The 25362-nt window shown below is 46.5% G+C and carries 24 protein-coding genes and 1 tRNA gene; 6 read left to right on the top strand and 19 right to left on the bottom strand.

What is annotated here, in order from left to right:
* Positions 1-15: 15 nt before the first annotated feature.
* The 3 genes from ACZYR9_RS03970 to ACZYR9_RS03960 form a co-directional block, all read right to left on the bottom strand.
* Positions 16-783 carry a divergent polysaccharide deacetylase family protein gene (locus ACZYR9_RS03970; protein WP_488977169.1) on the bottom strand — a complete coding sequence of 256 codons (768 nt, stop codon included), beginning with the start codon at positions 781-783 and terminating at the stop codon, positions 16-18.
* 164 nt (positions 784-947) lie between these two features.
* Positions 948-2402 (bottom strand): potassium/proton antiporter, encoded by a 1455-nt coding sequence (locus ACZYR9_RS03965; protein ID WP_488977168.1) that lies wholly within the window; start codon positions 2400-2402, stop codon positions 948-950.
* Between the two features lie 37 nt (positions 2403-2439).
* Positions 2440-3474 carry a YeiH family protein gene (locus tag ACZYR9_RS03960; protein WP_488977167.1) on the bottom strand — a complete coding sequence of 345 codons (1035 nt, stop codon included), beginning with the start codon at positions 3472-3474 and terminating at the stop codon, positions 2440-2442.
* Positions 3475-3699: 225 nt separating this feature from the next.
* On the opposite strand from ACZYR9_RS03960, the gene ACZYR9_RS03955 reads away from it, so the two are divergent.
* Positions 3700-4587, top strand: coding sequence for a LysR family transcriptional regulator (locus ACZYR9_RS03955; RefSeq protein WP_488977166.1), 888 nt, complete (start codon positions 3700-3702; stop codon positions 4585-4587).
* A 63-nt stretch (positions 4588-4650) separates the two neighbouring features.
* Here ACZYR9_RS03955 and ACZYR9_RS03950 read toward each other — a convergent pair whose 3' ends face one another.
* The 12 genes from ACZYR9_RS03950 to ACZYR9_RS03895 all read right to left on the bottom strand — a co-directional run bounded on the left by ACZYR9_RS03950 (position 4651) and on the right by ACZYR9_RS03895 (position 17564).
* Complete coding sequence (locus ACZYR9_RS03950; protein ID WP_488977165.1) at positions 4651-6798, bottom strand: sensor domain-containing protein; 2148 nt, start codon at positions 6796-6798, stop codon at positions 4651-4653.
* 339 nt (positions 6799-7137) lie between these two features.
* Positions 7138-8823: a methyl-accepting chemotaxis protein gene (locus tag ACZYR9_RS03945; RefSeq protein ID WP_488977164.1), complete on the bottom strand. Its 1686-nt coding sequence runs from the start codon at positions 8821-8823 to the stop codon at positions 7138-7140.
* A 421-nt stretch (positions 8824-9244) separates the two neighbouring features.
* Complete coding sequence (locus ACZYR9_RS03940) at positions 9245-10315, bottom strand: putative bifunctional diguanylate cyclase/phosphodiesterase (RefSeq protein ID WP_488977394.1); 1071 nt, start codon at positions 10313-10315, stop codon at positions 9245-9247.
* 150 nt (positions 10316-10465) lie between these two features.
* On the bottom strand, positions 10466-10690 hold the full coding sequence (locus ACZYR9_RS03935) for a helix-turn-helix domain-containing protein (protein ID WP_488977163.1): 225 nt from the start codon (positions 10688-10690) through the stop codon (positions 10466-10468).
* 219 nt (positions 10691-10909) lie between these two features.
* A complete protein-coding gene (locus ACZYR9_RS03930; protein ID WP_488977162.1) occupies positions 10910-12136 on the bottom strand; it encodes an ROK family transcriptional regulator in 1227 nt (408 codons plus the stop codon).
* Between the two features lie 227 nt (positions 12137-12363).
* Complete coding sequence (locus tag ACZYR9_RS03925) at positions 12364-12993, bottom strand: DedA family protein (RefSeq protein WP_488977161.1); 630 nt, start codon at positions 12991-12993, stop codon at positions 12364-12366.
* Positions 12990-13574 (bottom strand): class I SAM-dependent methyltransferase, encoded by a 585-nt coding sequence (locus ACZYR9_RS03920; protein ID WP_488977160.1) that lies wholly within the window; start codon positions 13572-13574, stop codon positions 12990-12992. Before ACZYR9_RS03920 ends, ACZYR9_RS03925 begins: the two co-directional genes overlap by 4 nt.
* 142 nt (positions 13575-13716) lie before the next feature.
* On the bottom strand, positions 13717-14196 hold the full coding sequence (gene mscL, locus ACZYR9_RS03915) for a large conductance mechanosensitive channel protein MscL (protein ID WP_488977159.1): 480 nt from the start codon (positions 14194-14196) through the stop codon (positions 13717-13719).
* A 193-nt stretch (positions 14197-14389) separates the two neighbouring features.
* Positions 14390-15154, bottom strand: a complete 765-nt coding sequence (locus ACZYR9_RS03910; protein ID WP_488977158.1) for a CAP domain-containing protein — start codon at positions 15152-15154, stop codon at positions 14390-14392.
* A gap of 171 nt (positions 15155-15325) precedes the next feature.
* Complete coding sequence (locus ACZYR9_RS03905) at positions 15326-15988, bottom strand: YcnI family copper-binding membrane protein (protein WP_488977157.1); 663 nt, start codon at positions 15986-15988, stop codon at positions 15326-15328.
* 83 nt (positions 15989-16071) lie between these two features.
* A complete protein-coding gene (locus tag ACZYR9_RS03900) occupies positions 16072-16740 on the bottom strand; it encodes a response regulator (protein WP_488977156.1) in 669 nt (222 codons plus the stop codon).
* Positions 16737-17564: a sensor histidine kinase gene (locus ACZYR9_RS03895; RefSeq protein WP_488977393.1), complete on the bottom strand. Its 828-nt coding sequence runs from the start codon at positions 17562-17564 to the stop codon at positions 16737-16739. Before ACZYR9_RS03895 ends, ACZYR9_RS03900 begins: the two co-directional genes overlap by 4 nt.
* Before the next feature lie 208 nt (positions 17565-17772).
* Here ACZYR9_RS03895 and ACZYR9_RS03890 point away from each other — a divergent pair.
* A tRNA-Sec gene (locus tag ACZYR9_RS03890) sits at positions 17773-17869 on the top strand.
* An 80-nt stretch (positions 17870-17949) separates the two neighbouring features.
* On the opposite strand, the gene ACZYR9_RS03885 is transcribed toward ACZYR9_RS03890, so the two are convergent.
* The 3 genes from ACZYR9_RS03885 to ACZYR9_RS03875 form a co-directional block, all read right to left on the bottom strand.
* Positions 17950-18570 (bottom strand): polysaccharide deacetylase family protein, encoded by a 621-nt coding sequence (locus ACZYR9_RS03885; protein WP_488977155.1) that lies wholly within the window; start codon positions 18568-18570, stop codon positions 17950-17952.
* Between the two features lie 51 nt (positions 18571-18621).
* Complete coding sequence (locus ACZYR9_RS03880) at positions 18622-19617, bottom strand: glycosyltransferase (protein WP_488977154.1); 996 nt, start codon at positions 19615-19617, stop codon at positions 18622-18624.
* Between the two features lie 85 nt (positions 19618-19702).
* Positions 19703-19906: a thioredoxin family protein gene (locus ACZYR9_RS03875; protein ID WP_488977392.1), complete on the bottom strand. Its 204-nt coding sequence runs from the start codon at positions 19904-19906 to the stop codon at positions 19703-19705.
* 274 nt (positions 19907-20180) lie between these two features.
* On the opposite strand from ACZYR9_RS03875, the gene ACZYR9_RS03870 reads away from it, so the two are divergent.
* Positions 20181-21056, top strand: a complete 876-nt coding sequence (locus ACZYR9_RS03870) for a selenium metabolism-associated LysR family transcriptional regulator (protein ID WP_488977153.1) — start codon at positions 20181-20183, stop codon at positions 21054-21056.
* On the opposite strand, the gene selA is transcribed toward ACZYR9_RS03870, so the two are convergent.
* Positions 21047-22489 (bottom strand): L-seryl-tRNA(Sec) selenium transferase, encoded by a 1443-nt coding sequence (gene selA / locus ACZYR9_RS03865; protein WP_488977152.1) that lies wholly within the window; start codon positions 22487-22489, stop codon positions 21047-21049. The genes ACZYR9_RS03870 and selA overlap by 10 nt on opposite strands.
* A gap of 216 nt (positions 22490-22705) precedes the next feature.
* On the opposite strand from selA, the gene phnD reads away from it, so the two are divergent.
* Genes phnD through phnC form a run of 3 tightly spaced genes read left to right on the top strand, consistent with a single transcriptional unit; the run spans position 22706 to position 25234 of the window.
* Positions 22706-23611: a phosphate/phosphite/phosphonate ABC transporter substrate-binding protein gene (phnD, locus tag ACZYR9_RS03860; protein WP_488977151.1), complete on the top strand. Its 906-nt coding sequence runs from the start codon at positions 22706-22708 to the stop codon at positions 23609-23611.
* Positions 23612-23641: 30 nt separating this feature from the next.
* Positions 23642-24400: a phosphonate ABC transporter, permease protein PhnE gene (phnE, locus tag ACZYR9_RS03855; RefSeq protein ID WP_488977150.1), complete on the top strand. Its 759-nt coding sequence runs from the start codon at positions 23642-23644 to the stop codon at positions 24398-24400.
* 51 nt (positions 24401-24451) lie between these two features.
* On the top strand, positions 24452-25234 hold the full coding sequence (gene phnC / locus ACZYR9_RS03850) for a phosphonate ABC transporter ATP-binding protein (RefSeq protein ID WP_488977149.1): 783 nt from the start codon (positions 24452-24454) through the stop codon (positions 25232-25234).
* Positions 25235-25362: the final 128 nt, after the last annotated feature.

Below are 25362 nucleotides of genomic sequence, written 5' to 3'. Positions count from 1 at the left end.
TTTTCATTTTTATCTCTACATGGCTGACTTTTTTTCCATCAGCTCGGAGACACGCAAAAATTCAATTTCCTTCCTCAGTTTGGGAATAACCTCTCCCAGCACGGCTGCCGTTTTCTTTTTGGCTCCTACATGACCAATCACTACGCATTCGTCATGATCCTTCAGATGCTTTTGAAGCAATTGAATTTGCTTGGATATATGGTCTTTCGTATTGATATCATCGAGAAAAATATGATTTTCAATACAAGGGACCCCAATTTTCGAGGCCGTTTTGGAAACAATACTCCGGTAATTCGTATGGCTGTCCAGAAAAAATACCCCTCTTTTTTGGCATTCTTCAAGAATAATGCGGACGATGCGGGGATCGGCCGTCACTTTGGAGCCCATGTGATTATTGATGCCGACAGCATGAGGAACATCATCGAGAGCAGCATTGATACGCCGTCTAATCTCTTCATCCGTGAGCTCGGTCGTAATCGCCCCGGGTCCAAGCCATTTGTCTTTATACCCTGATTTGGGCTCCATCGGCATATGGACAATCACTTCATGACCGACTTTATGCGCCCATTCCGCGTCCCTTTTGGTCGTAGGCAAAAAAGGCATAACAGCAACGGTAATCGGAAATGGCAAATTCATCATCTCTTTAGTTCCGAACATGTCGTTACCAAAATCGTCAATAACGATGGCAGCCCTTTTCGATGGAATGGCAGCTTCCTGCGCTTCAACCAGCAGAGTACAACAAAGCAACAGCAGCACGGCTATACAACCTATCCCAAATTTCATAATAAGCTTCCTTCCCAAAACGCTTCATTAACCAATAATATGTTTGTTTTCTCCATGCAATATGCATATGGAGTATAGATTAACCAAAAGCCCTCTTCTTACGTTCCCTAACATAGAGACAGCGTAAAAAGAAGGCTTTGGACTGGGCACATGATAGCATAGCATTATGAGGATGGTTCTTTTTTATAAAATAGAGCTTTAATTCCTTCCGACTGCCCCTTGCGGGACAGAACATATAAGATATCTCCCGATTCCAAAATCGTATTTCCCCGAGGCGTAATCAATTTTTCCCCGCGTATAATCGCATTGATTAAAGAATCCTCCGGCATCTGCAGCTGATGCAATTCCTTTCCAGCCATAAGGGAGTCGATCTCCACCTGAATTTCAATGATTTCACTGTTTGTTTTGCCGATCGATACGAGCTCAAGAGTATGCGGCACAACGATCTTTTCGCCATTGGACAGTCCCAATTTATTAGCCAGCGGAGATATGGTCGCTCCTTGAACCAACGCCGAAAGGAGGACTACGAAAAAGACTACATTGAAAAACAATTGGCCTTTTTCCATTCCGGCCATTAGCGGATAGGTAGCCAGTACGATGGGAACCGCACCACGCAGACCTGACCATGAGATCAATATCTTTTCTTTCGTCGAAAATTTTAAAAACAACGTGCTGACAAACACACCGACCGGCCTTGCCACAAACATCAATAAGATCGATAAAATTATGCCTTGCCAGCTGATTTCAATCAATTCCGAAGGGAAGACCAGTAAGCCGAGTAATATAAACATAAGGATCTGCATCATCCACGCAAAGCCTTCATTGAATCTGAATATCGCATGCCGGTAGGTAAGATCGGAATTCCCTACTAATACAGCCATCACGTAAACGGCCAATAATCCGCTGCCCTTTAACAAAGACGTAGAGCTATAGGTAAAGATGGCAAAGGCCATGGCCAAGACGGGATATAGACCGGAAGAATCCAGATTGATCCGGTTAATACACCAAACCGTGATTTTGCCCAAGAGTATTCCTAATACAAGACCCAGTCCCATCTGCCAGAAAAAATTCAAAATCATAGTAAAGAAACCGGCATCCGGAGATTGGATCAGCTGTATTAACGAAACCGTTAAAAAAACGGCCATAGGATCGTTCGTTCCCGATTCAACCTCAAGTGTAGACGTCAATCTTTGTTTAATATTTTTGTTTCCCAAAACGGCGAAAACAGCTGCCGCATCCGTGGAGCCGACAATCGCCCCAAAAAGCATTCCCTCCAGCCAGCTCACATCGAGTATAAATTTGGCGCAAATGCCTATGACGACCGTTGTGAGTACAACGCCCAATGTGGCTAGAGACAGAGAAGGAGCGATGACTCCGCGCACATTTTTCCATTTGGTTTGCAAGCCGCCCTCAAACAAAATCACAATCAGCGCCAATATTCCGAAAAGCTGCGTTATTGCAGCATTATCGTAATAAATAAATTTACTTAAACCCATGCCCACAGCGATAAATAATACTAGGGAGGGCAGTCCGAACCTGGAGGAGAATTTAGTGGTGAAAACCCCGAGTAATAATAAGATTGCAAATAAGAGTATGGTATTGTCTATGGTAAACACCAAATTATCACCTTCCTACATGTTCTGTGATGAATGCCTTTTATGCCAGTCCAAAAAGAAGAACCAAAGCATACCCTAGGACAGCCAAGAGAACTGAGCCAATGAATCCGGCAATAAAAGACTTTAACCCTAACCGACGGAAGACTGCCAGCTCCACGTTAAGTCCAAGCCCCGCCATCGCCATAGCAATCAATACATACGCAATGGAAATCATATGATTGGCCACTTCTAAAGGTATCATATTTAACGTGTTTACACCACTCATCAGTATAAACCCGAATACAAACCAAGGGATGGGGATCGCCTTCCAGCTTGTCCTTTGCTCCATTCCCCCTTCCCTGATCTCCAGCCTATGGGCCCAATAGCCGATAAAAATAGCTGCAGGAACGAGCATGGCCACCCGGGTCAGCTTCACAATGACTGCCATATCCACAGCCTCCTTGCCTCCGGGAGCCGCAGCCGCTATCACATGAGCCACCTCATGAAGCGTAGCCCCCGCAAATACGCCGTATCCAAAGGGCGTCATTCCCAATACGGGATAGCTTACGGTGTAGACCAGCGTAAAAATCGTTCCCAGAATGGCCACTGTCGCGGCGCTAACCGCTGTTTCTTGATCGTTGGCCTTCATTTGAGGCGAAATGGCCACTATAGCCGCAGCACCGCATATCGCCGTCCCGCAAGCGGTAAGCATACCTAATCGATGCTGCACCTTCAACCACTTTGAAATGCCATAGACAACAAAGATAGCAATAATGATATAGGTGCAAGCTATGGCCAATAGCTTGGGACCTGATTGAATCATATCCAAAAGATTCAGTCTCATCCCAAGAAGGATGATGCCGATGCGCAGCAGTTTTTTGCTTGAAAACGATATTCCCGTACCCGTCTTCTCTCGAACACCCATTACGGCTCTCCAGATCATCCCAAGCAGGATCGCGATGACCAGCTGCCCCATCATATTCAGGAAAGGAAATCCCGATATCCATTTAGCCGAAAGGGCCAGCAGCAGTGTTAATCCTATTCCTTGGGCAAAGCCAAAGCCTCTTTTCAATGGAAGGTTTGTCGCTTGTTCCATCGTACTCACTCCTATAGTTGCGTTGAATCAGGCATGTTCTTAATGCTTCAACTATAGAGCCGAACCTTCCGGAAGTGAAATACCGATTTACTATCTTAATCATGAGTAAAACTAATGATTGGGATTGTATAGGTAAGGAATTGCAAATACAATAAATGTACAAAATCATCCGTTGGGATGAAACGGATACCATTCACCTATGGCTGTCAAATCGGAGGGCTTTCCATGATCGTAGAAACATTACGCGTTTTTGTTACCGTATCGGAACAAAGCAATTTTTCAAGAGCTGCGGAAATGCTCCACCTCTCCCAGCCTGGCGTGAGCCTGCATATTCGCAATTTGGAAAATGAATTTGGAGCCAAGCTGCTGCATCGCTCGCCCAAGCATGTCAAATTAACGGAGGCTGGGGAAATTTTATATAAGCAGGCAAAACAAATCCTTTCTCTTTACAGTGAAGCAAAACAGGAAATCCGATCGCTGCGTGACGAAGTCACGGGTTTGCTGAAAATTGGAGCCAGCTTTACGATTGGGGAGTACATCCTGCCGCGTGTGCTGGCCGAATATGTTCAGCTGTACCCTAAGGTTGAGATTCAGGTGAATATCGGAAATACGGAAGAGATCGTTCAAGCTGTCCGTACCAATGAGCTTGACCTTGGTTTGGTTGAAGGGCAGGTGACACAGCAAGGATTACACATCAAATCCATTATGAAGGATGAAATGATCCTGGTCGCCTCACCGGAACACCCCCTAAGCACTCTTAGAGGAGCCAAATTGGAAGCATCTCTACAAGGACAAATATGGATTTTTCGGGAGGAAGGCTCGGGTACACGAGCTTTTAGCGATCAATTTATTCATGATGCCGGGCTTGAAGTCAAACGTTCCTTCGTATTCAGCAGCACCCAGGGCGTAAAAGAAGCGGTAGCCTCCGGACTTGGTATTGCCATTCTTTCCCGCTTCGTCGTCAGCAAAGAATTGAATTCCGGCGAGCTTTGCGAAATTCCCGTCAAAGGGTATCGATTCATCCGAAATTTGTCCATGATCCAAGAAAAAAACGAAGCGGCATCCATGGCGTTAAACATGTTTATCCAAAAATTACTGTCTTCAACAGAATGATTTCCGCTGCACCCGAACCCATGTGAAGCTGCAATCCGATTAGAACACTGAAGGCCGCGGCTTTTACTTTGGAGATACCCATTGAAGCCGATCGACGGGTAAGGGTTGGCTGAAGTAATAGCCCTGCCCTTCATTGCAGCTTTCTTCCACTAAGTATTTTAGCTGGGCTTCATTCTCAATACCCTCTGCTACCACGTTCATATTTAAATTGTGAGCTAACGAGATGATGGCAGACGCAATCCGTTTTCCGTTCATATCATAATTGATATCATCAATAAAGCTGCGATCAATTTTCACTTTGTCAAACGGGAATTGGCGAAGATAGCTTAAAGAGGTATACCCTGTACCGAAATCATCAATGGATATCGAAATCCCCGCTTGCTTCAATCTCACAAGATTTTCTTTGATAAGCTCCACATCATCTAACAATATACTTTCCGTTACCTCCAGCTCCAGCCACTTTGGATCTAAATGTACTTCTTGTAACATATGAAGAACCAAATCTACAAAGTGATCATGCTGTATTTGTTTTGCAGAAATGTTTACCGCTACTTTAAAAGGAGGGACGGTTCCTGAGTTTTGCCATATTCTGACTTGACGGCATACGGTTTGAAGCACCCAGGTACCAAATGGAATAATTTGTCCGCTTTCTTCTGCAACAGGTATAAAATCGGAAGGGGGTATAAGCCCCAGCTGCGGGTGCTGCCAACGAATTAAAGCCTCCATCGCCGTGAGCCGCTTCGTTTTCAGATCTATAATTGGCTGGTAGTAAAGTTCCAGCTCATTGTTCTCAATAGCGAATTTTAAATCGCGCTCAATGGTTAATTTGTATGATGCTTTTAAGTCCATTTCTTCCGAATAAATCGTATAGCTGTTTTTCTTGAACTTTTTCGTATAGTACATAGCCGTATCCGCATTTCGGATGATTTCGTGAATACTATGCTCCATCCCTCTTCCAAAAGCAATTCCTATACTGGCTGAAGCAGTAACCGAGTGTCCTTCTACCTGCAGCATCTCACTCAATACTTGATTGATCCGCTCGGCTAATCGAATGACTTCTTCCCGGGACGTTTCCGGTACAAGGATAGTAAACTCATCTCCGCCCATTCTGCTGATTGTATCTGTTTTACGCACACTTTGCTGTAATCGTTGAGCTACCTGCTTTAAAAATTCATCGCCAATGTGATGTCCAAAGGAATCATTAATAAATTTAAAGCGGTCCAAATCCAAAAAGAGTACGGCAAATTCATCCTCATGCTCTTTAGAAAAGTTGATCACCTGACTCAACCTGTCTTCAAACAGCTTGCGATTGGGCAGTTTTGTCAAAGGGTCATAAAAAGCAAACTGCTCCATTTGCTGATCATATAATATTTTTTGCGTAATGTCTCTGGCCACTCCGTAGGTGCCGATGATCTTTCCATTAGCCTTCATCGGGAAATGATTCGCATGAATGTATACTTTACTTCCATCTTTTCGGGTAATGACAAGATCCGAACTGCTTGGCAGTCCTTTTTTAGCTTCCTCAAAGTGATGGATGGCCGTGGGTATATCCTCGGAGATGACAAGGGGAATAAAGGAAATCTGCAATAATTCTTCCCTGGTGTAGCCCGTGATCATTTCACTGGCCGGATTGACACTGATGAATTTCCCATTATCATCAAATGAAAAGATAGCGTCCGGACTATTATCGAACAGAGACTTATATCGTTCATTGCTTTCTTGAAGCAGCTGTTCCGCCAAGACTTGTTCTGTGATGTCGATAACGCTCCCGAATAATACGGTCTTCCCGTAGATTTGCGTTATGGAGGAATGAATTTCCACATAGATTACGCTGCCGTTCTTATGCATTTTCCGAATACGATAGCGAGCTTCTTTTGTCTCTCCCGATTTTCTTTTTTCCATATTCGTTTGTATAAGAGAGTAGTCATCCGGGTGGATGAGCCGTTCAAGAGGAACGGAGCCTTCGGTTAATTCGAGTTTGGTATATCCCATAAGCTTACAATAATGGGTGTTCACATAAGAGAAGGCCCTATCTTCCATTACATAGATTCCTACTGGAGCATTTTCAATTAAGTTATGCACTATCGTACGATATAAATGAAGCTCGGCCTCGCTGCCTTCCGATGGATCTGATAAATGATGTAAATCATGATATAAAGTATGGTGACCTTCTATCCTATGTTGATCATTTCTGTAAGACGTACTATCCATAGTTATCTCTCCTGAGTGAAATTTAAAAACATCGTGTAAAACAGAAAAAACGCGCCGGGTACCCGACACGCCCTAAAGAGCATATGTTGACATGGAAAAATCTGACTGATAAGCAAGTTAAGTGTCAGGCGGTAAGATTCGCTAACATCGTCTAAGCTATGAGAACACAATAACATAAAAATATTCAGAAAGTATTTGGTCGATATCCTTGTTTTGTTAGATTTATGTTAAAATGCGGCCCCACTAGCAAAAAACTTGTGACCGAGGTCTTTTCGACGAAGAACCATTCGCCGGTAAAAAATCCTCGCCAGCAGTATGCTTAGCGAGGACTCCCGGATATTACACTTTAAATTGGCTTATCAAATCCTGCAGCTCTTGTGCCATCTTGCTTAAAGCTTCAGCGGAAGCCGATATTTCTTCCATGGATGCATTTTGTTCTTCGGCTGAAGCGGCCACGCTCTGTGTATTTCCTGCCGCTTGTTCGGCAATATGCGCAACGCCTTCCATCATTTCCGCCATACTTTGTGAGCTTGAATTCACCTGCTCTATAATAGCGGAGACTTCCTGGGATTCGGCAGCAACCTGTTCAATCGCTTTGACAATGTCCCTGAAAGCTTCACCGCTTAAATGAACCAATTGAATGCCCTCGGTGACAACGGAAGCGCCCTCGATCATGGACTGAACCGCCTTATCCGCTTCTGCTTGCACCTCGCCGATCAAATCACGAATTTGGCCCGCCGCCTCTCCGGATTGTTCCGCTAATTTTCTTACTTCATCGGCAACAACGGCAAAGCCTCGTCCATGCTCACCGGCCCGCGCAGCTTCGATCGCAGCATTTAGAGCCAACAGGTTGGTTTGAGTGGAAATATCGGTAATCAATTGAACAATGTGTCCGATTTCCTTTGTTTTTTCTCCCAGAGCATTAATAACCTCTGCGTTATGACTTGCCGCGCGCTGCATGACATTCATTTGCTCCACAGCTTGCATTACAACCTCGTTTCCGGCACTTGCTTTTTCGCTGGTTGTTGTGGTGAGATCAGCAACGGATTGAATGGATGAGGCCGCCTGATTCATCCCTTTTAAAATTTCAGCCGCTGCTTCATTCGCTTCTTCGGCGCTGTGGACCTGTTTTTCAGAACCCAATGCCACCTCTTGGATCGCGACCGTAATTTGCTCCGTTGCTTTGCTTGTTTGATCCGCACTTTCAGATAACTCGTGTGAGGTTGCTCTAACCTGCTTGGCATTAAATCCAACCTGGCCGATCAAATGGCGGAGATTCATTGTCATTTGGTTAAAGGATTGGGCGAGGTCTGCTATTTCATCGCGGCTTTTCACTTTAATGTCATCCCCGGTAAGATTTCCTGATGAAATTTCCCTGGCGGCATCGGCTATCATTAAAATCGGTTTTTTGATGATTCGGGTAATATATAGCCCTATGAATACAGCCAAAATAAAAGCAATGATGCTCAGCGTAAGCACAGTGGTCACGACAGAAGCTACTAACGCATGGTTAGCCCTACTGCCTTCCTCCATCAATTGTGCTTGTTCATTGGCCAATTGGTCCGATATGTCCCTGATTTCTCTAGCTAAAGGAAATAAGACTTGGGCAGAATGACGTTTAGCCTGTTCCGGATTGCTTCGCATGAAAGCGATGACCGCATCGGATTGCGATTTGAAATCGGCGTTCATCATTTGCAGCTGCTGCAGCTTGGCTTTGACTTCTTCACGCCTAACGATGACGATAGTAGCATTGATTTTCTCGTTTAGATCGTTAATGGCGGTGGCTACGATCTCCGCTGAACCCTCTTCTTGTAAAAGCACCCCACGCATACCGGAAATTTGCCTTGAAGCACTGATTTGCATATCTTTAGCATTGGATAATATGAGAGCCCGGCGATCAACCAAATCGGAATAGGAATCATCTACTTTTTCGATATTGGTATACGATACAAAACTAATGATGCCAAGAAGTAAAGTGACAACAAGAAATCCGCCCATCATTTTTTTGCCAATAGTAAGCTTCATTGATCACACCTCATGGTTCGATAAATGTATAAATGTAAACGATAAATACTTATTTGGTTATTTGTTACTATTCATATCAGGATAAAGCGTTATCAATTTTCCTTAATCCATATCTCCTCTCTTTGGTTCGACTTTTCATCGGTATATTCTAGAGCTTTGGTCCCGTAATAATATATCACATAATAGGCAGATTGTTATAAAAAAATTAAATTCCCATAAATTTTTTCATAAAAAACCGACTATTAACGAGATATATCGACAAGTTCAGCCTAGCCTGTATCAGCCAAATACAGAAAGTAAAAAGCCTTCTGTTACAATCTCCCTACATAGAACAATTTTAACATAAGGCTTTAACTGTACATTTAAAATGCAAAATCCGCTTTCCGCGCGTTCCGGGATGTTGTTTCCGGCTGTTAATTTCTTATTTGCTTAATAAGCGTTCCACATGTTCAGTCACTAAGGGCTTGCTGAAAAAATAACCTTGCATGTCATAGCAGCCGACTTCTTTTAAAAACTCCACCTGCTGCAACAACTCGACGCCTTCCGCCACGACATGGATACGCAAATTTTTAGCCATAGCCACAATCGCATTAATGATGGCTTCCTGGTTAGGATCAACATTGATATCCTTAATAAAGGACTGATCTATTTTTAACGTTTTAATTTGGAATTTTTTTAAGTAGCTTAATGAGGAATAACCCGTGCCGAAATCGTCAATAGATAGATGAACTCCCAATACTTGAAGTTCTTCGAGCTTCTTAATCATCTCTTCAGCGTTGGACATGGCTGTACTTTCCGTTATTTCGAGCTTTAAATACTGTGCCTCCAAGCCGGTTTCGGCAAGTATATTTTTCACCATTTGAACAAAATGAGCATGTTCGAATTGTCTCGCAGAAATATTTACAGATACATAAACGCAACAGTACCCCTTTTTTTGCCATAATTTGTTTTGTACACATGCACTTCTAAGCACCCATTCACCTATCGGGACGATTAACCCGCATTCTTCTGCAGTGGGTATGAACTCAGAGGGCGGAACATAGCCTAATTCAGATTGATGCCAGCGCACCAACGCCTCCAAACCTATAATTTTTCCCGTCGTTAGATTAACAATAGGCTGATAATGAAGAGATAATTCATTTTTTTTCAATGCCTTATAAAGGCTTTGCTCCAATATCCATTTTCTAGATAAAACCTTTGTCAAATCAGGCTCATAAACCTTAAAATTGTTTTTTCCGTGCTCCTTGGCAAGGTACATCGCTTGATCGGCTTGTTTAATTAAAGTGTGGGAATCGTGTCCATGGTCCGGATATACACTGATACCGATGCTTGTCGTTAAAACAAATTCATAATGATCAAGCTTGATGGGTTGAACCATCGCATCCAGGATTTTATTTGCGATAGGAGCAATGTGGGCAAGGCTGGCAACATGATTTAGCATGATGGTAAACTCATCGCCGCCTTGACGAGAAATAATATCCCCTTCACCCAGCCAACGGTGTGCCGCTTATAAAGCGAAATTCATATAAATTTCAACGTATTTCGACAAAGACAATGTCCCCAGACCAAAAAACCTTCATCTCACGATCCTCTATAAAGAGAAACCGTAAAAAGAAGGCTTTGTTAGGGTCAATAAAATTTTTCAGATTTGCAACTCCCCAAGCTTAATCAGCTCGACAACCGCCTGCGAACGCCCTTTAACGTTCAGTTTTTGCATTACATTCGAGATATGGTTTCGCACGGTCTTTTCACTGATAAACAGTTGCTGCGCGATATCTTTGGTCGTTTTGTCCTGTACCAGCAGTTCAAATACTTCAAGCTCGCGATTAGTTAGCAGAAATTTACTTTTATGGTCGCTACCCTTCAAATGTCACCCCTCCTTGCCCGGGTTTTGGTATCATTACAAGGTCTAGGGATACAGTCAAATTCAGTTTATGAAGGATAGCGTCCTATGGTGCGCTTGCAGAGGGAAAATGGGCTTTAACGGCTTGATTGGCCCTAAAGCCAAAAAATCCATGGCGGATGCCCATGGATTGTAGAGGTTATGCTTACGCACTCCTTCCTAACACCACAAATATAGTCATAACTACCAGCTTTTCATCCTCATATCAAAAAGCGTATCCGATTTCTCAATGCTGTTGATAATGAGCTGGTCGATGGTCATAAAAGCTCCGCCAACAAGTCCTGCGGCCCTTCCCAGGTTGGACTTATTGATTAACAAATTTCGTGTAGACAGAGGCAGGGATCTCTGATAGACACCTTGTCTGATCGCAGCCAACAAAATATCACCGGTCTCCGCAACTCCCCCGCCAATCGAAATCAGGGCAGGATTTGCAAAATTGACCAGTGAAGAAATCACTTGTCCTATCAAGGCGCCGCTCTCACGAATCAATTCAACGGACGTGGAATCAAAGCTATGGATTCCCATGTGCACATCCTTAATGGTGATCTCACCCTTTGATTTCAATCTCTCCAGCAAAAAATCGCTTTTTCCTGCCAAAGCCATTTCCTTCGCTTGGGCAGCAATAGCTTTACCTCCCGCCAAGGCCTCCAGACAGCCCCGGTTGCCGCACCAGCAGCTTACATCTCTGCCAATATCAATATGACCTATATCGCCCGCACTTCCGCTTACCCCTCGATAAAGCTTGCCATTATATATGATGCCGGCCCCGATCCCTGTCCCAATCTTAATATAGATTAAGTTGTCTACTTCAAACTGTAAGCCTTTGGCGTGCTCCCCGACGGCCATAATGTTCACATCATTATCAACATAGCAGGGGCAATCAAAATACCGGGACCAAAATTCTCTGATCGGGTAGCGATCCCACCCGGGCATAATCGGCGGAGAGATGGGCAGACCGGAGACAAACTCAACCGGTCCCGGAATTCCGATACCAATGCCTTTGATGGTGCTTTTTTCAATTTGGGCTTTTACCAGCATCTCACAGAGCATGCTATGTATGTAAGATAGAACGTTCTCCGGTCCCTCGCTAATATCTACCGGAGCACCGCGGGATACGAGAATATGGCAATCAAAATCGGTAATAGCTACACGAACGGCGCTTGTGCCCAGCTCAATGGATATGATATATCCGGCATGCGGATTGATGGAGTACAGCTTGGGCTTTCTGCCTCCGCTGGACTGGCCAATATTAGAAATTTGAATGAGCTTTTCATTCATTAACCGTTCGACATGTTCTGATACAGCAGAAACGGATAAGCCGGAAGCCGCCGCAATATCCGTTTTGGACAAAGGCTGCTTCGCTCTTCTTATGATTTGCAGTACATGAGCGGTCATGAAGAGCAATTTCATAGATTACACCACTTTCCCTATTATAAATATCTGATTAAACTATATTATAACACCCCCGGAAGGTTGAGAAAGGGATGACTGCAATCTTTTTTGCTATTCCGTGAAACGCTCCCTTTTTTTCTCTGTGGCTTTCCAGTATGGCATCGATTAACCACAACGGAAAAACTAAAAAATCCCTTTCCTGAACAGCGGCTCTGTCCATAAAAAGGGATATGTATTCCTGAAGTTTATTGTTCTTTCTCTACCGCCGCACTTCCTCTCCCCTGCTTTTTTTGATGAGCGAGTCGGAAGATGAAATACAAAAGACCCGCCAGGACAGGCACCCACAGCAGCTTCAATCCGTACTGATAAACCTTCATACCCGCATCAGCCGCATGATTCACCGTTAAGCGTCCCGCCATAAAAAAGATCAGCGTCCACAAAAACCCGGTAGTATATGAAAAAAGAGCATATCTTCCAAACGACATTTTATTCATACCTACGACGTAAGGCATCACGTGCCGGACCACGGGAAAAAAATAGCTGATGACTAGAGCCAAACTTCCGTATTTGCCGCTCCAGTGTTGAGACATCTCGATATATTTGTTCATGTTTTTCTTTCGTCCCAGCTTATCTAATACGGGTGTCCCGACAAAGCGTCCGAGGATATAACCCAGACTAAGGCCGGATACGACGCCGAGATAAGTCAGAATGAAGGCCGGAACGGTGTGAAGCAGTCCTCCTGCCGTAACCGCGCCGCCGGTCATCACAATGACCTCATCGGGAATCGGCATTCCCACAATGCCCAGCCATAAAGCAAAGAACAAGGCCGCATAGCCGTATTGTCCAATCAAGTCGAGCAATAAGTCGGTTGTCATGAAGTCGCATCTTCTTTCTTTCGGCACACATATACAAAAGCGGGCGGAACGTTAAACGGTACGAACCGGATGGTCTCGATATCAAAATAACGGCTTAATTGAGGTTTCATTTGCAGTGAATATTGAAAGGCAATAAAGCTTCCGCCCGGTTTCAAGGACGAAATAATCTGTTTGATCAACCGGTCGCGTATTTCCTGCGGAAAGTTGAAGAACGGCAGTCCGCTGATGACCACGTCCAGGCCGGCCAATTTTTCCCGGCGCACCGCCTTTTGAATGTGGCAGGCATCCTCATAGCAAACATACGAAGGATATTTTTGAGCCAGCTTAAAGCGAAGCCCCGGCTCTTTTTCGAACAACAGCACCTTAACCCGGCCTGAAGCGGCCTGCTCTATGTATTTGGTCAGCGCCCCCGTTCCCGCTCCAAGCTCTGCCACGCTTTCGATCCTGTTCCAATCCACGTGCTTGGTCATCGCTTGAGCCAAAAACCTGGAGCTGGGCGTCACACTTCCTACCTCTTTAGGGGATTGAATAAATTTATTTAGAAATAAAAACTTTTCTAGTACGATTGAACCGAGATTCATTTGCACAGAACCCTCCCTGCTCATATAACCTTAGGTTAACCAAAACACCTTTAGAACAAGTGAAGGAAATTCTGAATAATTTCTTAAGATGCAATCAATCTCCCGACCCTCACCCCAAAGGAAAACAATCCACTGCCATTTCTTAGTTTGACGAGTTTAGTTCATTTTTACCTTCAAGGATTGCAGTGCAATATTTGCAGCGGACCGCTTTCAAGGGGATTTCGGACAAGCATTCCGGACATTCCTTCGTGGTTGGTTGGGGTTCCGGCTTGGCCTCTTCCTTTCTGCGCAAACGATTGAGCTGCTTCACAGCCATAAAGATCACAAAAGAAACAATAAGAAAGTCTAGAAAATTATTGATAAAAAGTCCGTAATTTAGCGTAGGCGCGCCTGCATCTTGAGCTTGCTTGAGCGATGCATACGACATACCATCCAGACTGATGAACAAATCCGAAAAATTGACCCTCCCGAGCAGCAATCCGATGGGAGGCATGACTACGTCTTTCACGATTGACGTGACAACCTTCCCGAAAGCCGCGCCGATAATGACACCGATGGCCAGATCGATCATATTTCCCTTTACAGCGAATTCTTTAAATTCCTTAAAAAGCTTCGATGCCAAACCTGCACCCCTCTTTCCCTAATTCGGTTTGTTCTCCTATTTTACACTAATCAGCCTCTTTAAGGAAATGCCGCTGTGCAAAAATTCATCTCCTTAATAAATATCAGATATTTCGAACCGTATGAAGCGGTTTGCGTCCGTCTTAGCAAACATCCCTGAAGCTTCGAGCGCTTCAGGGATGTTTGCTCCTGTGTTATTTGGCTATAAACTGCTGAGTAAACATCCTGCCGCAGGGACCGCCGTCAGCGACACCGATGCCGATATGGGTAAAGTCTTTGCTTAGAATATTCGCCCGGTGTCCTTCGGAATTCATTAACGCTTGATGAGCTCCCGCCGCGTCTTGATTGCAGGCGATATTCTCTCCGGCAGTCCGGTGCCGAAATCCGAATTGCTTCATCATGTCAAAAGGTGATCCGTACGTAGGAGATTCGTGGGAAAAATAATTGTTATTCACCATGTCCTGGCTTTTCAAACGCGCAACGTTGGACAGCACCAGATCGACCGCAAGCGGGGACAATCCGGCATCGGATCGGGCCTTATTGATCAAGTCGATCATCTGCTGCTCTTCAGACGAAAGCTCGGGCGTTTTCTGATTAGGCGCCGGGTCCGGCTTTGGTGACGGTGCAGGTTCCGGGACAGGGGCCGGCTTCTTCGGAACTTTCAAATTTCCATAGGCCCACAGGATCGCTTGTAACGTTTTGTCATCTACTGCCCCTGTAGCCAGAAGCCCGTTAGCCTTCTGAAACACCTTGACGCCGTTGACTGTGTCGGGCCCGTAATAACCTGTGATTTTCCCCTGATAATATCCAAGGGATTTTAACATCCCCTGGACGGCATAAACGTCCGGCCCTTGTGCGCCTTCCCCAAATGCAAAGACCTTGCCTGCGGCTGTCATGCTCATGAGCAGGCAGACAAGCAGCAGCACAGCATATTTCTTGTTCCGTAAACGCAGCAGCATCTCCGTAGATTCCCCCCGAATTGGTAAATGATCAAGTCTAAACCCAGCATCCCCTACTGGCTGCATTTTTATGATATGTTTTGTTGAAAAGAACTTTTCTGCTCCATATTGGACTCTGCAACCAAGAAAAACCCGTCTCCAATGCTGGAGACGGGCCGATGGTGTAAAGGATCAGCGCTTTCTGCGGGATAAGGAAACGATGAAGGACAGTGCGCCAAGAATGAGAGCGGCAATGGACAAGTACAGCGGCGCTGCGGATGCTGCTGGTGCTCCTGCCGCCGGTGCTGCGGCATCGCTGCCATGAGCCGTTCCTGCATCTGCAGCAGGTGCCGAATGGCCGTGGCTGTCCGCGGCTGCTCCTGCCGGTTTGGCATTTACCTTGGTAACGGAAGCAGGTTTATCCGAGCCTTCCGCGCCTACCCACTCAACGACACTGCCGTCCTTGTAGGTTTGATAAGCCTTCCACTGAATAGCTGTAGCGTTATCGGCTACTTTACCCTGCATGTAAAATTCTCCGAACTCCGTAGGTCCGAGACCTTCGCCCGTTGCCGTCCAAATGACGCCGGTAATTTTACCGTCGTTATCTTTTGTCAGCTCATAATTCCAGCCCGGCTTCGGCTCGAAACGGGAGATGGTGACTGCATCCAGCTGAAACTTCACTTCCACCTTCACTGTCGGCACATCTTTCTCCGTCGGAACCCTGACGGCAAACTTCTCGTAAGACCCTTGTGTCGTTTCTTTCGGCAGCACAGTGACGTGCGCGCTGGCTATTCCTCCGGTCATAAGCGATAAGAAGAGGCATAATACCAGCATAATATGCCATTTTTTTCTCATATGGTATCCCTTCTTTCATAGCGGTCATTATATCCATATGTAATGTATACCAAACCGTTGCTGGAAAGAATGACTCGATCGGGCTATTTTCGCCCGTTTTTTTGTCCGATCTGTGTCAGCCCGTGACGGACGGCATACGCTGTCAGCTGCACCCGGTTGTCGAGGGACAGCTTGGCCAAAATGTTCTTGATATGATTCTTCACCGTATTTTCCGTAATAATGAGCGTTTCCGCGATTTGCCGGTTGCTTTGGCCGCTGGCTACGCAGCTTAATATTTCACACTCCCGCTGGGACAGTACACCGGGTTGTACATCGCTCACACTGGCGTCCGCCGAACGGAACGAATGAAAGAGCCTGTCCGCCATCCTGCGGGAGATTTCGCTGTCATCATCGAGCAGCCCGTGCAAATACACGATCCAATCGTCCGGATCCATATTTTTGAGCAGATATCCTTGTGCCCCATAGCGGATGGCGGTGAACAAATCCGTCACATCATCGGAAACGGTAAGCATGACCACACGGATTTGCGGATAAAGCTGTTTAATCCGCTTCGTTGCCTCAAGCCCCCCCATCTCCGGCATTTGGATATCCATCAGTACGAGATCCGGCAGCAGCTTGCCGCAAAGCTCAACGGCTTCCAGGCCGTTGCGGGCTTCACCAATCCACTCGAAGCCGCTCTCACCCTCAATGAGGGTGCGGACGGCTTTGCGTGCAAGCGGATGATCATCTGCAATCAGTACACGGTAATTCATGATATTCTCCCTCCCTGTTCCTCAAGTAATGGCCCGGTAACCGTCAGCTCCAGACCTTGACCCGCCTCTGTTGTGATGTCCAGCTTTGCTCCCAGCTCTCTAGCCCGTTTGCGCATGATGGAAATCCCGTAACGCTGAGGCTGCTCCTCCACATCATAATTCGCTCCTTTGCCGTTATCGCTAATCCTTAAGCTCCAGCCATTTTCGTCCTCACGCATTACAAACTCAATGTAGGCATGGTCCGCCTGGGAATGCTTGCGAATGTTTGTAAACGCCTCGCGGATAATCGAGAACAGAGGAACCTCCGCAGCCGGCGGAATACTATCCTCCGGCACGCTGATTTTTTGCTCGACGGCAATGCCGCTCATGCCGCTCCACTCCTCCAGCCAAGTCTGCAGCCTTGTGATGAAATTGGCTCCCTCTTCCGGTACCGTCCGTAAATTAAAAATCGCCTGCCGCAGATGATGGTCAATCTCCGATACGGCGGAGCGCGCCTCATCCAGCTGCCCCTTTTTTAGCTGTACATTCATAAAAAACAAAATTTGCGCAATGTTGTCATGCAGCTCCTGCGCCAGCCGTTCCCGTTCTTCATATACGGCCCGCTTGGCCTCTTCTTCCGCCAGCTTCTCGTTCATGCTCTGGATCCGCCCGAACATCCACGTTCCGAACAAATAGGAGAGTAAAAGCGTGAGCAGGGTCATATAGAAATTGCCCGCTTCCATAGAAATGACATTCAGCAAAAAATCATGCCGGATGTACTCAAAGCCGCCAATAATGAGCGGAGGCAGTAAAATCGTCAATATTTTATAGCTTCTCATGGACATATTCATTCATTCCCACCTCTTTATATCAGCCACAAGGGGACGACCTCCATCACCCCTCTCTCTTCTTGCATTATATACTGAAAATCAGACAAACTACGAGCAGGGTATGAAAGTTCTTAACCGCTGTGATTTGTTTGTTCAAAAGTTTTGTACTATAATACCGAAGAGATGTTTTCAATGGAAAACCGTTTTTATCCCTTTAAAGCATGGGGCTGGTTGGGGTACTGGTGTCCCCCTGGGTCTTCAAAACCTTTTGGGAGGCGCGTGCCGTCTCCGGTGGGTTCGATTCCCACACAGTCTCGCCAACCCCATTTCATGAAAAAGGTGCCCTCGGAAGCCAGCTCACCGAAGCTTGGCTGCAAAGACACCTACCTCCATGCGGACGTTACAATAATGTAAATGAATAGCCTTCATTACGGATTTGCCTGATCAACTCAGGCAGAACACGCACCGTTTGCGGCAATTCGTGAAGCAATATAATGGCTCCCTCCTCCAGATGGGAAACCACATTGAACACAATTTGCTCAGGCCGCTCCTTTAATTCCCAATCAAACGATGCCGTGCTCCACATCACGGTCACCATACCCAATTCCCTGACAGCCTCTAAAGTGCAAGCGTCATACTGGCCGAACGGAGGACGGAAATACCGGATCGTCTGCCCCGTCACGTTTTCAAGCTTTTGCTTGCTATGGAACAAATCATGATATTGCTCCGAATTATCCATTTTGCGCAGATCCGAATGCTTGCATGAATGAGAACCGATCAGATGTCCTTCCTCAACGACCCTTCTCCAAGGACGAAGGGGATGTAAAAGACGAGACTGCCAAAAAAAGACCCCCGGAACGTTCTCCTTTTTTAAAATATCAAGGATTTGCGGTAAACACCTGCCAGGCCCGTCATCGAAGGTTAATACGACTGATTTTTGACGGATTCGGGTCCATTCGTAGGAACGGGTAATGACTTGACGATCTTTTCGGTCGTACACGACCTCAAATTGGTTTGCCACTCACGGAGTCTTCTTTTTCATCCCTATCGCCTTCTTCCAAAGAAAACTGTATTATTTAAGAATTTGCCGGTACATGCCTACAATCGCTTGCATTTCCGCGTCGAAGGAATGATGGACCTGAACATATTCCTTTCCCAGAGCTCCCATTTCGCTTCTTAATGGTTTGCTTTCCATCAGACGACGTACATATTGTGCAAATTCCCGTTCATCTCCATATACAAATCCCACTTTCCCATGCGGTACGATATCCCGATTCCCCGCTATATCCGAAACAACAACGGGAACACCCATGGACATGGCTTCCAGTATGGCAGAGGACTGGCCTTCCGAAAGGGAAGTATTCAATACCACATCGGCACATCGATAAATTTCGCCCATTTCCCTGTGGGGTAATTGACCGAAATATCGGACCCAATGGGCGTTTTGCTCAACCATGCTCCTTACCTTACGGCCTTCCTCCTGCTCGAGAATCGGACCGGTGATCCACAGGCGAATGCTTGGGTCCTGTTTATAAAGCGAAGCCAGCATCGAAATCGCCGCGGGAATATTCTTTACTTTGCGGATGCCTGCCGGAAGAACGAAAAGAAAGGTGCCGTCTTCCTTCTTCACTTGATCTGCTGCAGGGGGAAATATACGGATTCCTTGGGGAATTAAATATGTATTATCCTGCAGGCCGGGTACGGTTTGCCATAGTAATCTTCTTGCTTCTTCATTAAATACATGAATAGCCCTCGAACGGTATAAGGATTGGATAACTGCCTCTTTTGTTTCTGTATGAAACAAGGAATGATTGAGATCTGTTCCCGTCAATGTAATGACATACGGACAAGCGGACGAACCCCGATGAGTCCAAAATCTATAAAATTGATAGGCATTAAAACCATGGACTAAATCGGCCTGCGGAAGCGGAGGAAAAGGAGTGCTCTCGGTTATAGAGACAATCTCCGTCGAGATCCCCAAATCCTGCAGCCCCCCGGATATCCGTTCGACGGTCACCGTGTTTCCCCGCGGCTGATGATAATTCGGTGTTACCAGGACAACTTTCATTTTCTACATCCTTTGTTAGGGTTATTCTAAACTCAGAAATAAAGAGACACGGATCGCGTCTTGGATCGTGTCTCTTTATCTTCCCTTAAGAGTGTGCGAATTCCTTGACTCTAGCCTCGGGAATAAAGCCGACAGAACGGTTGGTTTCATTCCCGTTTTTGATCAATACCAGTGTGGGGATGCTTCGCACCTCGAATTGACTTGCGATCTCCGGAGACTGATCCACATCCACATAGTAATAATCAACGTCCTTATCCTGTTCCGATACTTTTGAGACCACCGGTCTCAGTTGACGGCAGCCGGGTCACCAATCCGCACCGAACTCAAGGACAACCGGCTTTGTCGCCTGTTTCACAAGGGTATCATATTCGGCCGAGGTAATGGTTTTTGCCATTAGATTCACCTCCTTGAAAGAAACTGCTTCTATTATTCCCACTTCCGGATTTTTCGATAAATAATATTATACAGCGGTCACGATGATGAAACAAAGCGTCCGTATTAAGAACGATTCAATACCGGACCGGAAATAAGGTATAATATGTTCAACAAAGGAGGAAAGCCATATGAATCTGAAACGGCTGCAAACCTTCGTTTATGTGGCGGACCGCCGCTGCTTTTCGGAAGTGGCAGAAATGATGAATGTTACGCAATCAGGAATAAGCCGGCAGATTAAGGCGTTGGAGCAGGAGGTCGGCGTACAGCTTTTGAACCGGAACACGTCCTTTGTCGAGCTGACTCCGGCCGGACGAATCGTTTACTCCAGAGCCTTATCGGTACTTGCGGAGTGGGAACAGCTCCTGCATGAATGTCATGAACTAAAGCAGGAGCTTAGCGGCACATTGAAGATCGGTGCAAGCACCATTCCCGGTACGTATCTTTTACCGCGAATTATAAAATCATTTCAAGATCAATATCCGAAGGTGGAATTTTCCGTACTGATTGACGATTCTTCCGCGATCTTATCCAGGCTGGAGAACAAGCAAATTGATTTGGCTGTGGTGGGCAGCAAGCCTGAGCAATCGCATATTCGCGCGCAAAGCATCGCGGAAGACCGGCTTGTCCTGGTCGGAAACCGTCCGGAACAACGCTTAACGAGGCTGGAAGACATCAAGCAATGGCCGCTCATCGTGAGGGAAAAAGGATCGGGCACCCGTGCAGCAATGGACAAGTGTTTTAAGGAACACGGTATCCGTCCGGAGGAGCTTCATTACGTGGCGGAGGTTACCAGCACGGAATCAATCCTTGCCATGGTAGAGGCCGGAATCGGAATCTCCTTTGTTTCCCACTGGAGCTTTGCTCAAACGCTTATGAAGTCGACTCTGACGATCTTATATGAGCTTCCGACGGATCGATGCTTTTATTTGGCTGCCCATGAGACACGCATTTCCCATCCGCTGGTTGAAACGTTCACCAAGGAAATCAGAAGAATTCATCCTTGAACGATATTATCGTTATTTCCGAAGGCGCTCCGAACGGCTTGCGCCAAAAGATCAAGCTCCTCTGTCATCACCGTGCGAAAATCGATGCGCACCTGATCTTTTACTACACGTACAATGACTGGAGGCGTACCCGACCGAAGCTTTTCCTCCAGATGATGTGCTGGTAGACCCGGGAGCTTGAGGGCTACCGCTTTTGTAGGCAGGGTGATTCCAGGCAGGGTGCCGCCTCCGACAGCCGATTCGTCGTCGATCAAGCTCATGTCGATTCCCGTATCGGTCCCGACAGTCGCGATGAAACGGCTGGCCTTTTCTTCAATTTCGTGAAGGGGCATCAAAATATCCCGCAGAGCAGGAATTTCTTGTCTGGCCTGCTCCGGAAGCAGGTAGAGGCGTAGGGTAGCCTCCAATGCGCCTAGCGTCATTTTATCCACTCTCAAGACTCTCGCCAGCTGATTCTTCTTTAATCTGTCGATCCACTGTTTCTTTCCGGCAATGATTCCCGCCTGCGGCCCCCCCAACAGCTTGTCTCCGCTGAACGATACGAGATCCGCCCCGGCTTCGAGAACCTCTTGAACCAACGGTTCATCACCGATTCCATATGGCCTCAAGTCGTACAGCACACCGCTTCCCAAATCTTCATATACAGGAATCCGGTACTTGGCCCCCAGTTCAACAAGCTCCTGAACGGACACCGTGCTTGTAAAGCCTACGGTTCGAAAGTTGCTCGTGTGCACCTTCATGAGCAGCGAGGTTTGATCATTTATAGCCCGTTCGTAATCATACAGATGGGTCTTATTGCTCGTCCCTACTTCAACAAGTCTGGCTCCGCTCTCCGCCATAATCTCGGATATGCGGAACGATCCCCCGATTTCCACCAGCTGTCCTCTGGATACAATCGCTTCCTTATTTTTAGCCAGCTCTCGCAATATCAGATAAACGGCGGCCGCATTATTATTGACAACCATAGCTGCTTCGGCACCGGTAAGCCTGCAGATCAAGGCCTCCACATGGCTGTGCCGCGATCCCCGTTCCCCTGCTGGAATGTCATATTCCAGATTGGAATAATACGCTGCAGCTTCCACCGCTTGTTTTATCGCTGTTTCACTCAGCAGCGCCCGTCCAAGATTTGTATGTAAGACTACGCCTGTTCCGTTGATCACTCTGCGTAAACGCGGCGACAGCCACTCCGTTATTTTTTGATGCAAATCCTTGCTCATCTGCTCAAACAGCTCCTGCTCAGTCATTATCGGCAAGGTATCCTTCAGAATTTTCTTGCGCCATTCCTCCGTTAACTGTTGTGCACTGCCGACAATCAATTCATGGGGAACATGGAGCTCCGTTCTGAACCGCACCACTAATGGTTGCTCAATAAGCCGATGGATTGCAGGTATGGCCCTAAGCAAGCTCCTTTGGCTTGCACTGATGTCCGTCACTCCCGTTTCCCCCTCTTTACATTCCATATCATCAAAGTCCATGTGATTTATCTTACCGATTTTTTTTCCTTTTCTCAAATATCATGATATTCAAACTCTTTGCTTTTTGCGGCTAATCATGTTACGTTTGTTCATGATAATTTTTCATTACATTATTGATTCATTGTCATCATAAAGATGGTAATGAATTTCATAGCACAAGGGGGAAGCTATAGGATGAACTGGAAAGGAAAAAAAGTTGCTATACTGATCATGCTTGCCATGATTTTTGCGCTGGCCGCAGGCTGCGCAAGCCAAACCAAGGAAAGTGCCGGTCAAGCCGCGGCTGAATTTAAAATTGCCGTCATCCCGGTACAAAATCAGGGAGATATGCAGATTGCCATGAACAAGCTGGCTGGAATCCTGAAGGAAAAATTAAACCGCAACGTAACGATTCAGGTGTATCCCGATTATAACGGAGTGGTTGAAGCGATGAATTTCGGTCAGGTCGATATGGCTTATTTCGGCCCTCTGACATATGTTATTGCACATCATGACAGCGGTGCGGAAGCGATCGTGACGCAGCTTATTAAAGGAAAGCCGTATTATCACTCCTATATCATCACTCATAAGGATCATCCCTGGAATTCGCTTGATGATCTGCTGAAGGATTCTAAAAATACCAGCTTCGCCTTCGGCGATCCCAACTCCACTTCGGGGTCTCTTATACCGGGGATCGAGCTAAAAAACCGCGGAGTGTATACCGATCCGAACAACCATCAATTTAAGGAGGTCCGCTTTACCGGATCTCATGATGTAACGGCACTCGCCGTACAAAACAAGCAAGTCGATGCCGGAGCGATTGACAGCGCGATTTATGATATGCTCGTCGAACAGAAAAAGGTGGACGGAAATCAAATCAAAGTGATTTGGAAATCGGAAGATCTGTTCCAGTATCCATGGGCCGTGAAAAAAGGCACCGATCAACAAACCATCGAGCAATTAAGAGAAGCATTCCTAGGCGTACAGGATGCGGACATTCTTCATGCATTCGGCGCAAGCGGGTTTACCAAAGCGGAGAATAAAGACTATGAAGCGATTCGCTCGGCCGCGGAGCAGCAGGGTCTTTTAAAAACGAAATAGTGTCTTACAAGAATTGGCTGGTGATCATTCATGCTTTGGCTCAACAAGCGTAATCTTCTGATTTCGCTGATTATTATTGCGGCTGTTTATGGAAGTGTTGCCGGAACACAGATTGATTTATCCAAATTAATGGCCATCTCTAATATGTTCACGTTTATCCATGAGAAGTGGCTGCCTCCCGCGTGGGAGGTTTTCCCTTCCGCCTTGCGTGAAACGCTGGTTACGCTGGAGATGGCTTTCCTCGGTACGATCATTGCCATTGTCGGCGCCATTCCGTTAAGCTTCCTTGCCGCTCGCAACCTAAGCACCCCGCTGGTTTATAATACGGTGCGGACCGCGCTTAGCTTCCTGCGCTCCGTACCGGAGATCGTCTTCGGTTTAATTTTTGTGACGGTTGTGGGCCTCGGTCCTTTTCCCGCCATTTTGGCTCTTATTCTCCATAATATCGGCGTATTGGGAAAGCTGATTTCCGAGCTGGTGGAAGCGGCGGACCCCGGTCCTCAGGAAGCGTTGAAGTCGGCGGGAGCCAGCCGCTCCATGATCTCTCTGTACGGTATTCTGCCGCAAATTATACCGAATATGCTGTCGCAGTATTTTTACCGGTTGGAGGTAGCAATCCGCACCTCGCTAATCCTTGGCTTTATCGGTGCGGGAGGCATCGGACAGCAGCTTTTTATCCATTTTAAAATGTTCCAATACGAGAAGGTTGCAGTGGATGTGCTCATGATCATGATTTTGGTCGTCGTCATCGATTATCTGAGTGCAGTCATCCGTTCAAGAACCATTTAATTGTTTGAACAACCGGCTGGTCATGAGGAATTTGCAAGGGAGCGGTTAGATATGAACATCTCCATTGAAGATATAAGCGTCACCTACGGCAGTCGCCCTGCTCCTGCATTGGATCAGGTTTCCCTGCAATTGAAGCAGGGCGAATTCGTTGCCGTCATCGGTTCAAGCGGGGCCGGCAAATCTACGCTGATTCGCTGCATCAATCGACTGGTGAAGCCTGCAAGCGGCAGAATCGTATGGGACGGGGTCGAGCTCACCCGGTTATCCGAAAAAGAAATGCGGCACATCCGCACGAACATCGGCATGATTTTTCAGCAATTCAATCTGGTTCCGAGATTAACCGTTCTTACGAACGTCCTGCTCGGAGCGCTGGGTTCACGCAGCTCCTGGAAAAATTGGCTTGGATATTTCTCGCGGGACGAAAGGGAGCTTGCCTTACAGTCTCTGGATCAGGTCGGTCTTGCCTCCTATACCGGGCAGCGGGTCGAAAATTTAAGCGGCGGGCAGCAGCAAAGGGTGGCCATCGCCCGGCTGCTCATGCAAAACCCGAAGATCATCCTCGGCGATGAGCCTGTGGCCAGCCTGGATCCTGTGATCTCTCGCAGCATTATGGACAGCCTGCTGGAGATTCATCGTCGCCATAAGCGCATTACCCTCATCAACCTCCATGATGTCGAATTGGCCAAGCAGTATGCCACCCGTATCATTGGCTTGTCTCATGGAAGAGTTGTTTTTGACGGCAGTCCTTCCGAAGTAACTCCCGAGATTCAGCAGCTGATTTATCAAGACGTTCCGAATCGTCATGCCGCCGAAGCTTCTAGAGTAAAGGACTGAATTTTTTTTTCAGCCCCTCCTCATCAAACCGTACGTGAAGTTTTCCCTCATACGGCTTTCCGATGTTCGTCATTCATGCGCATGCGATTTACAAAAGCGTCTTTAGTCCATACATTTTGCAGAGTAAT

This window comes from Paenibacillus sp. F024 (assembly GCF_057814255.1).
The sequence above is the reverse complement of the archived record's forward strand: the minus strand, read 5'-3'. Positions and strand labels throughout refer to the sequence as shown.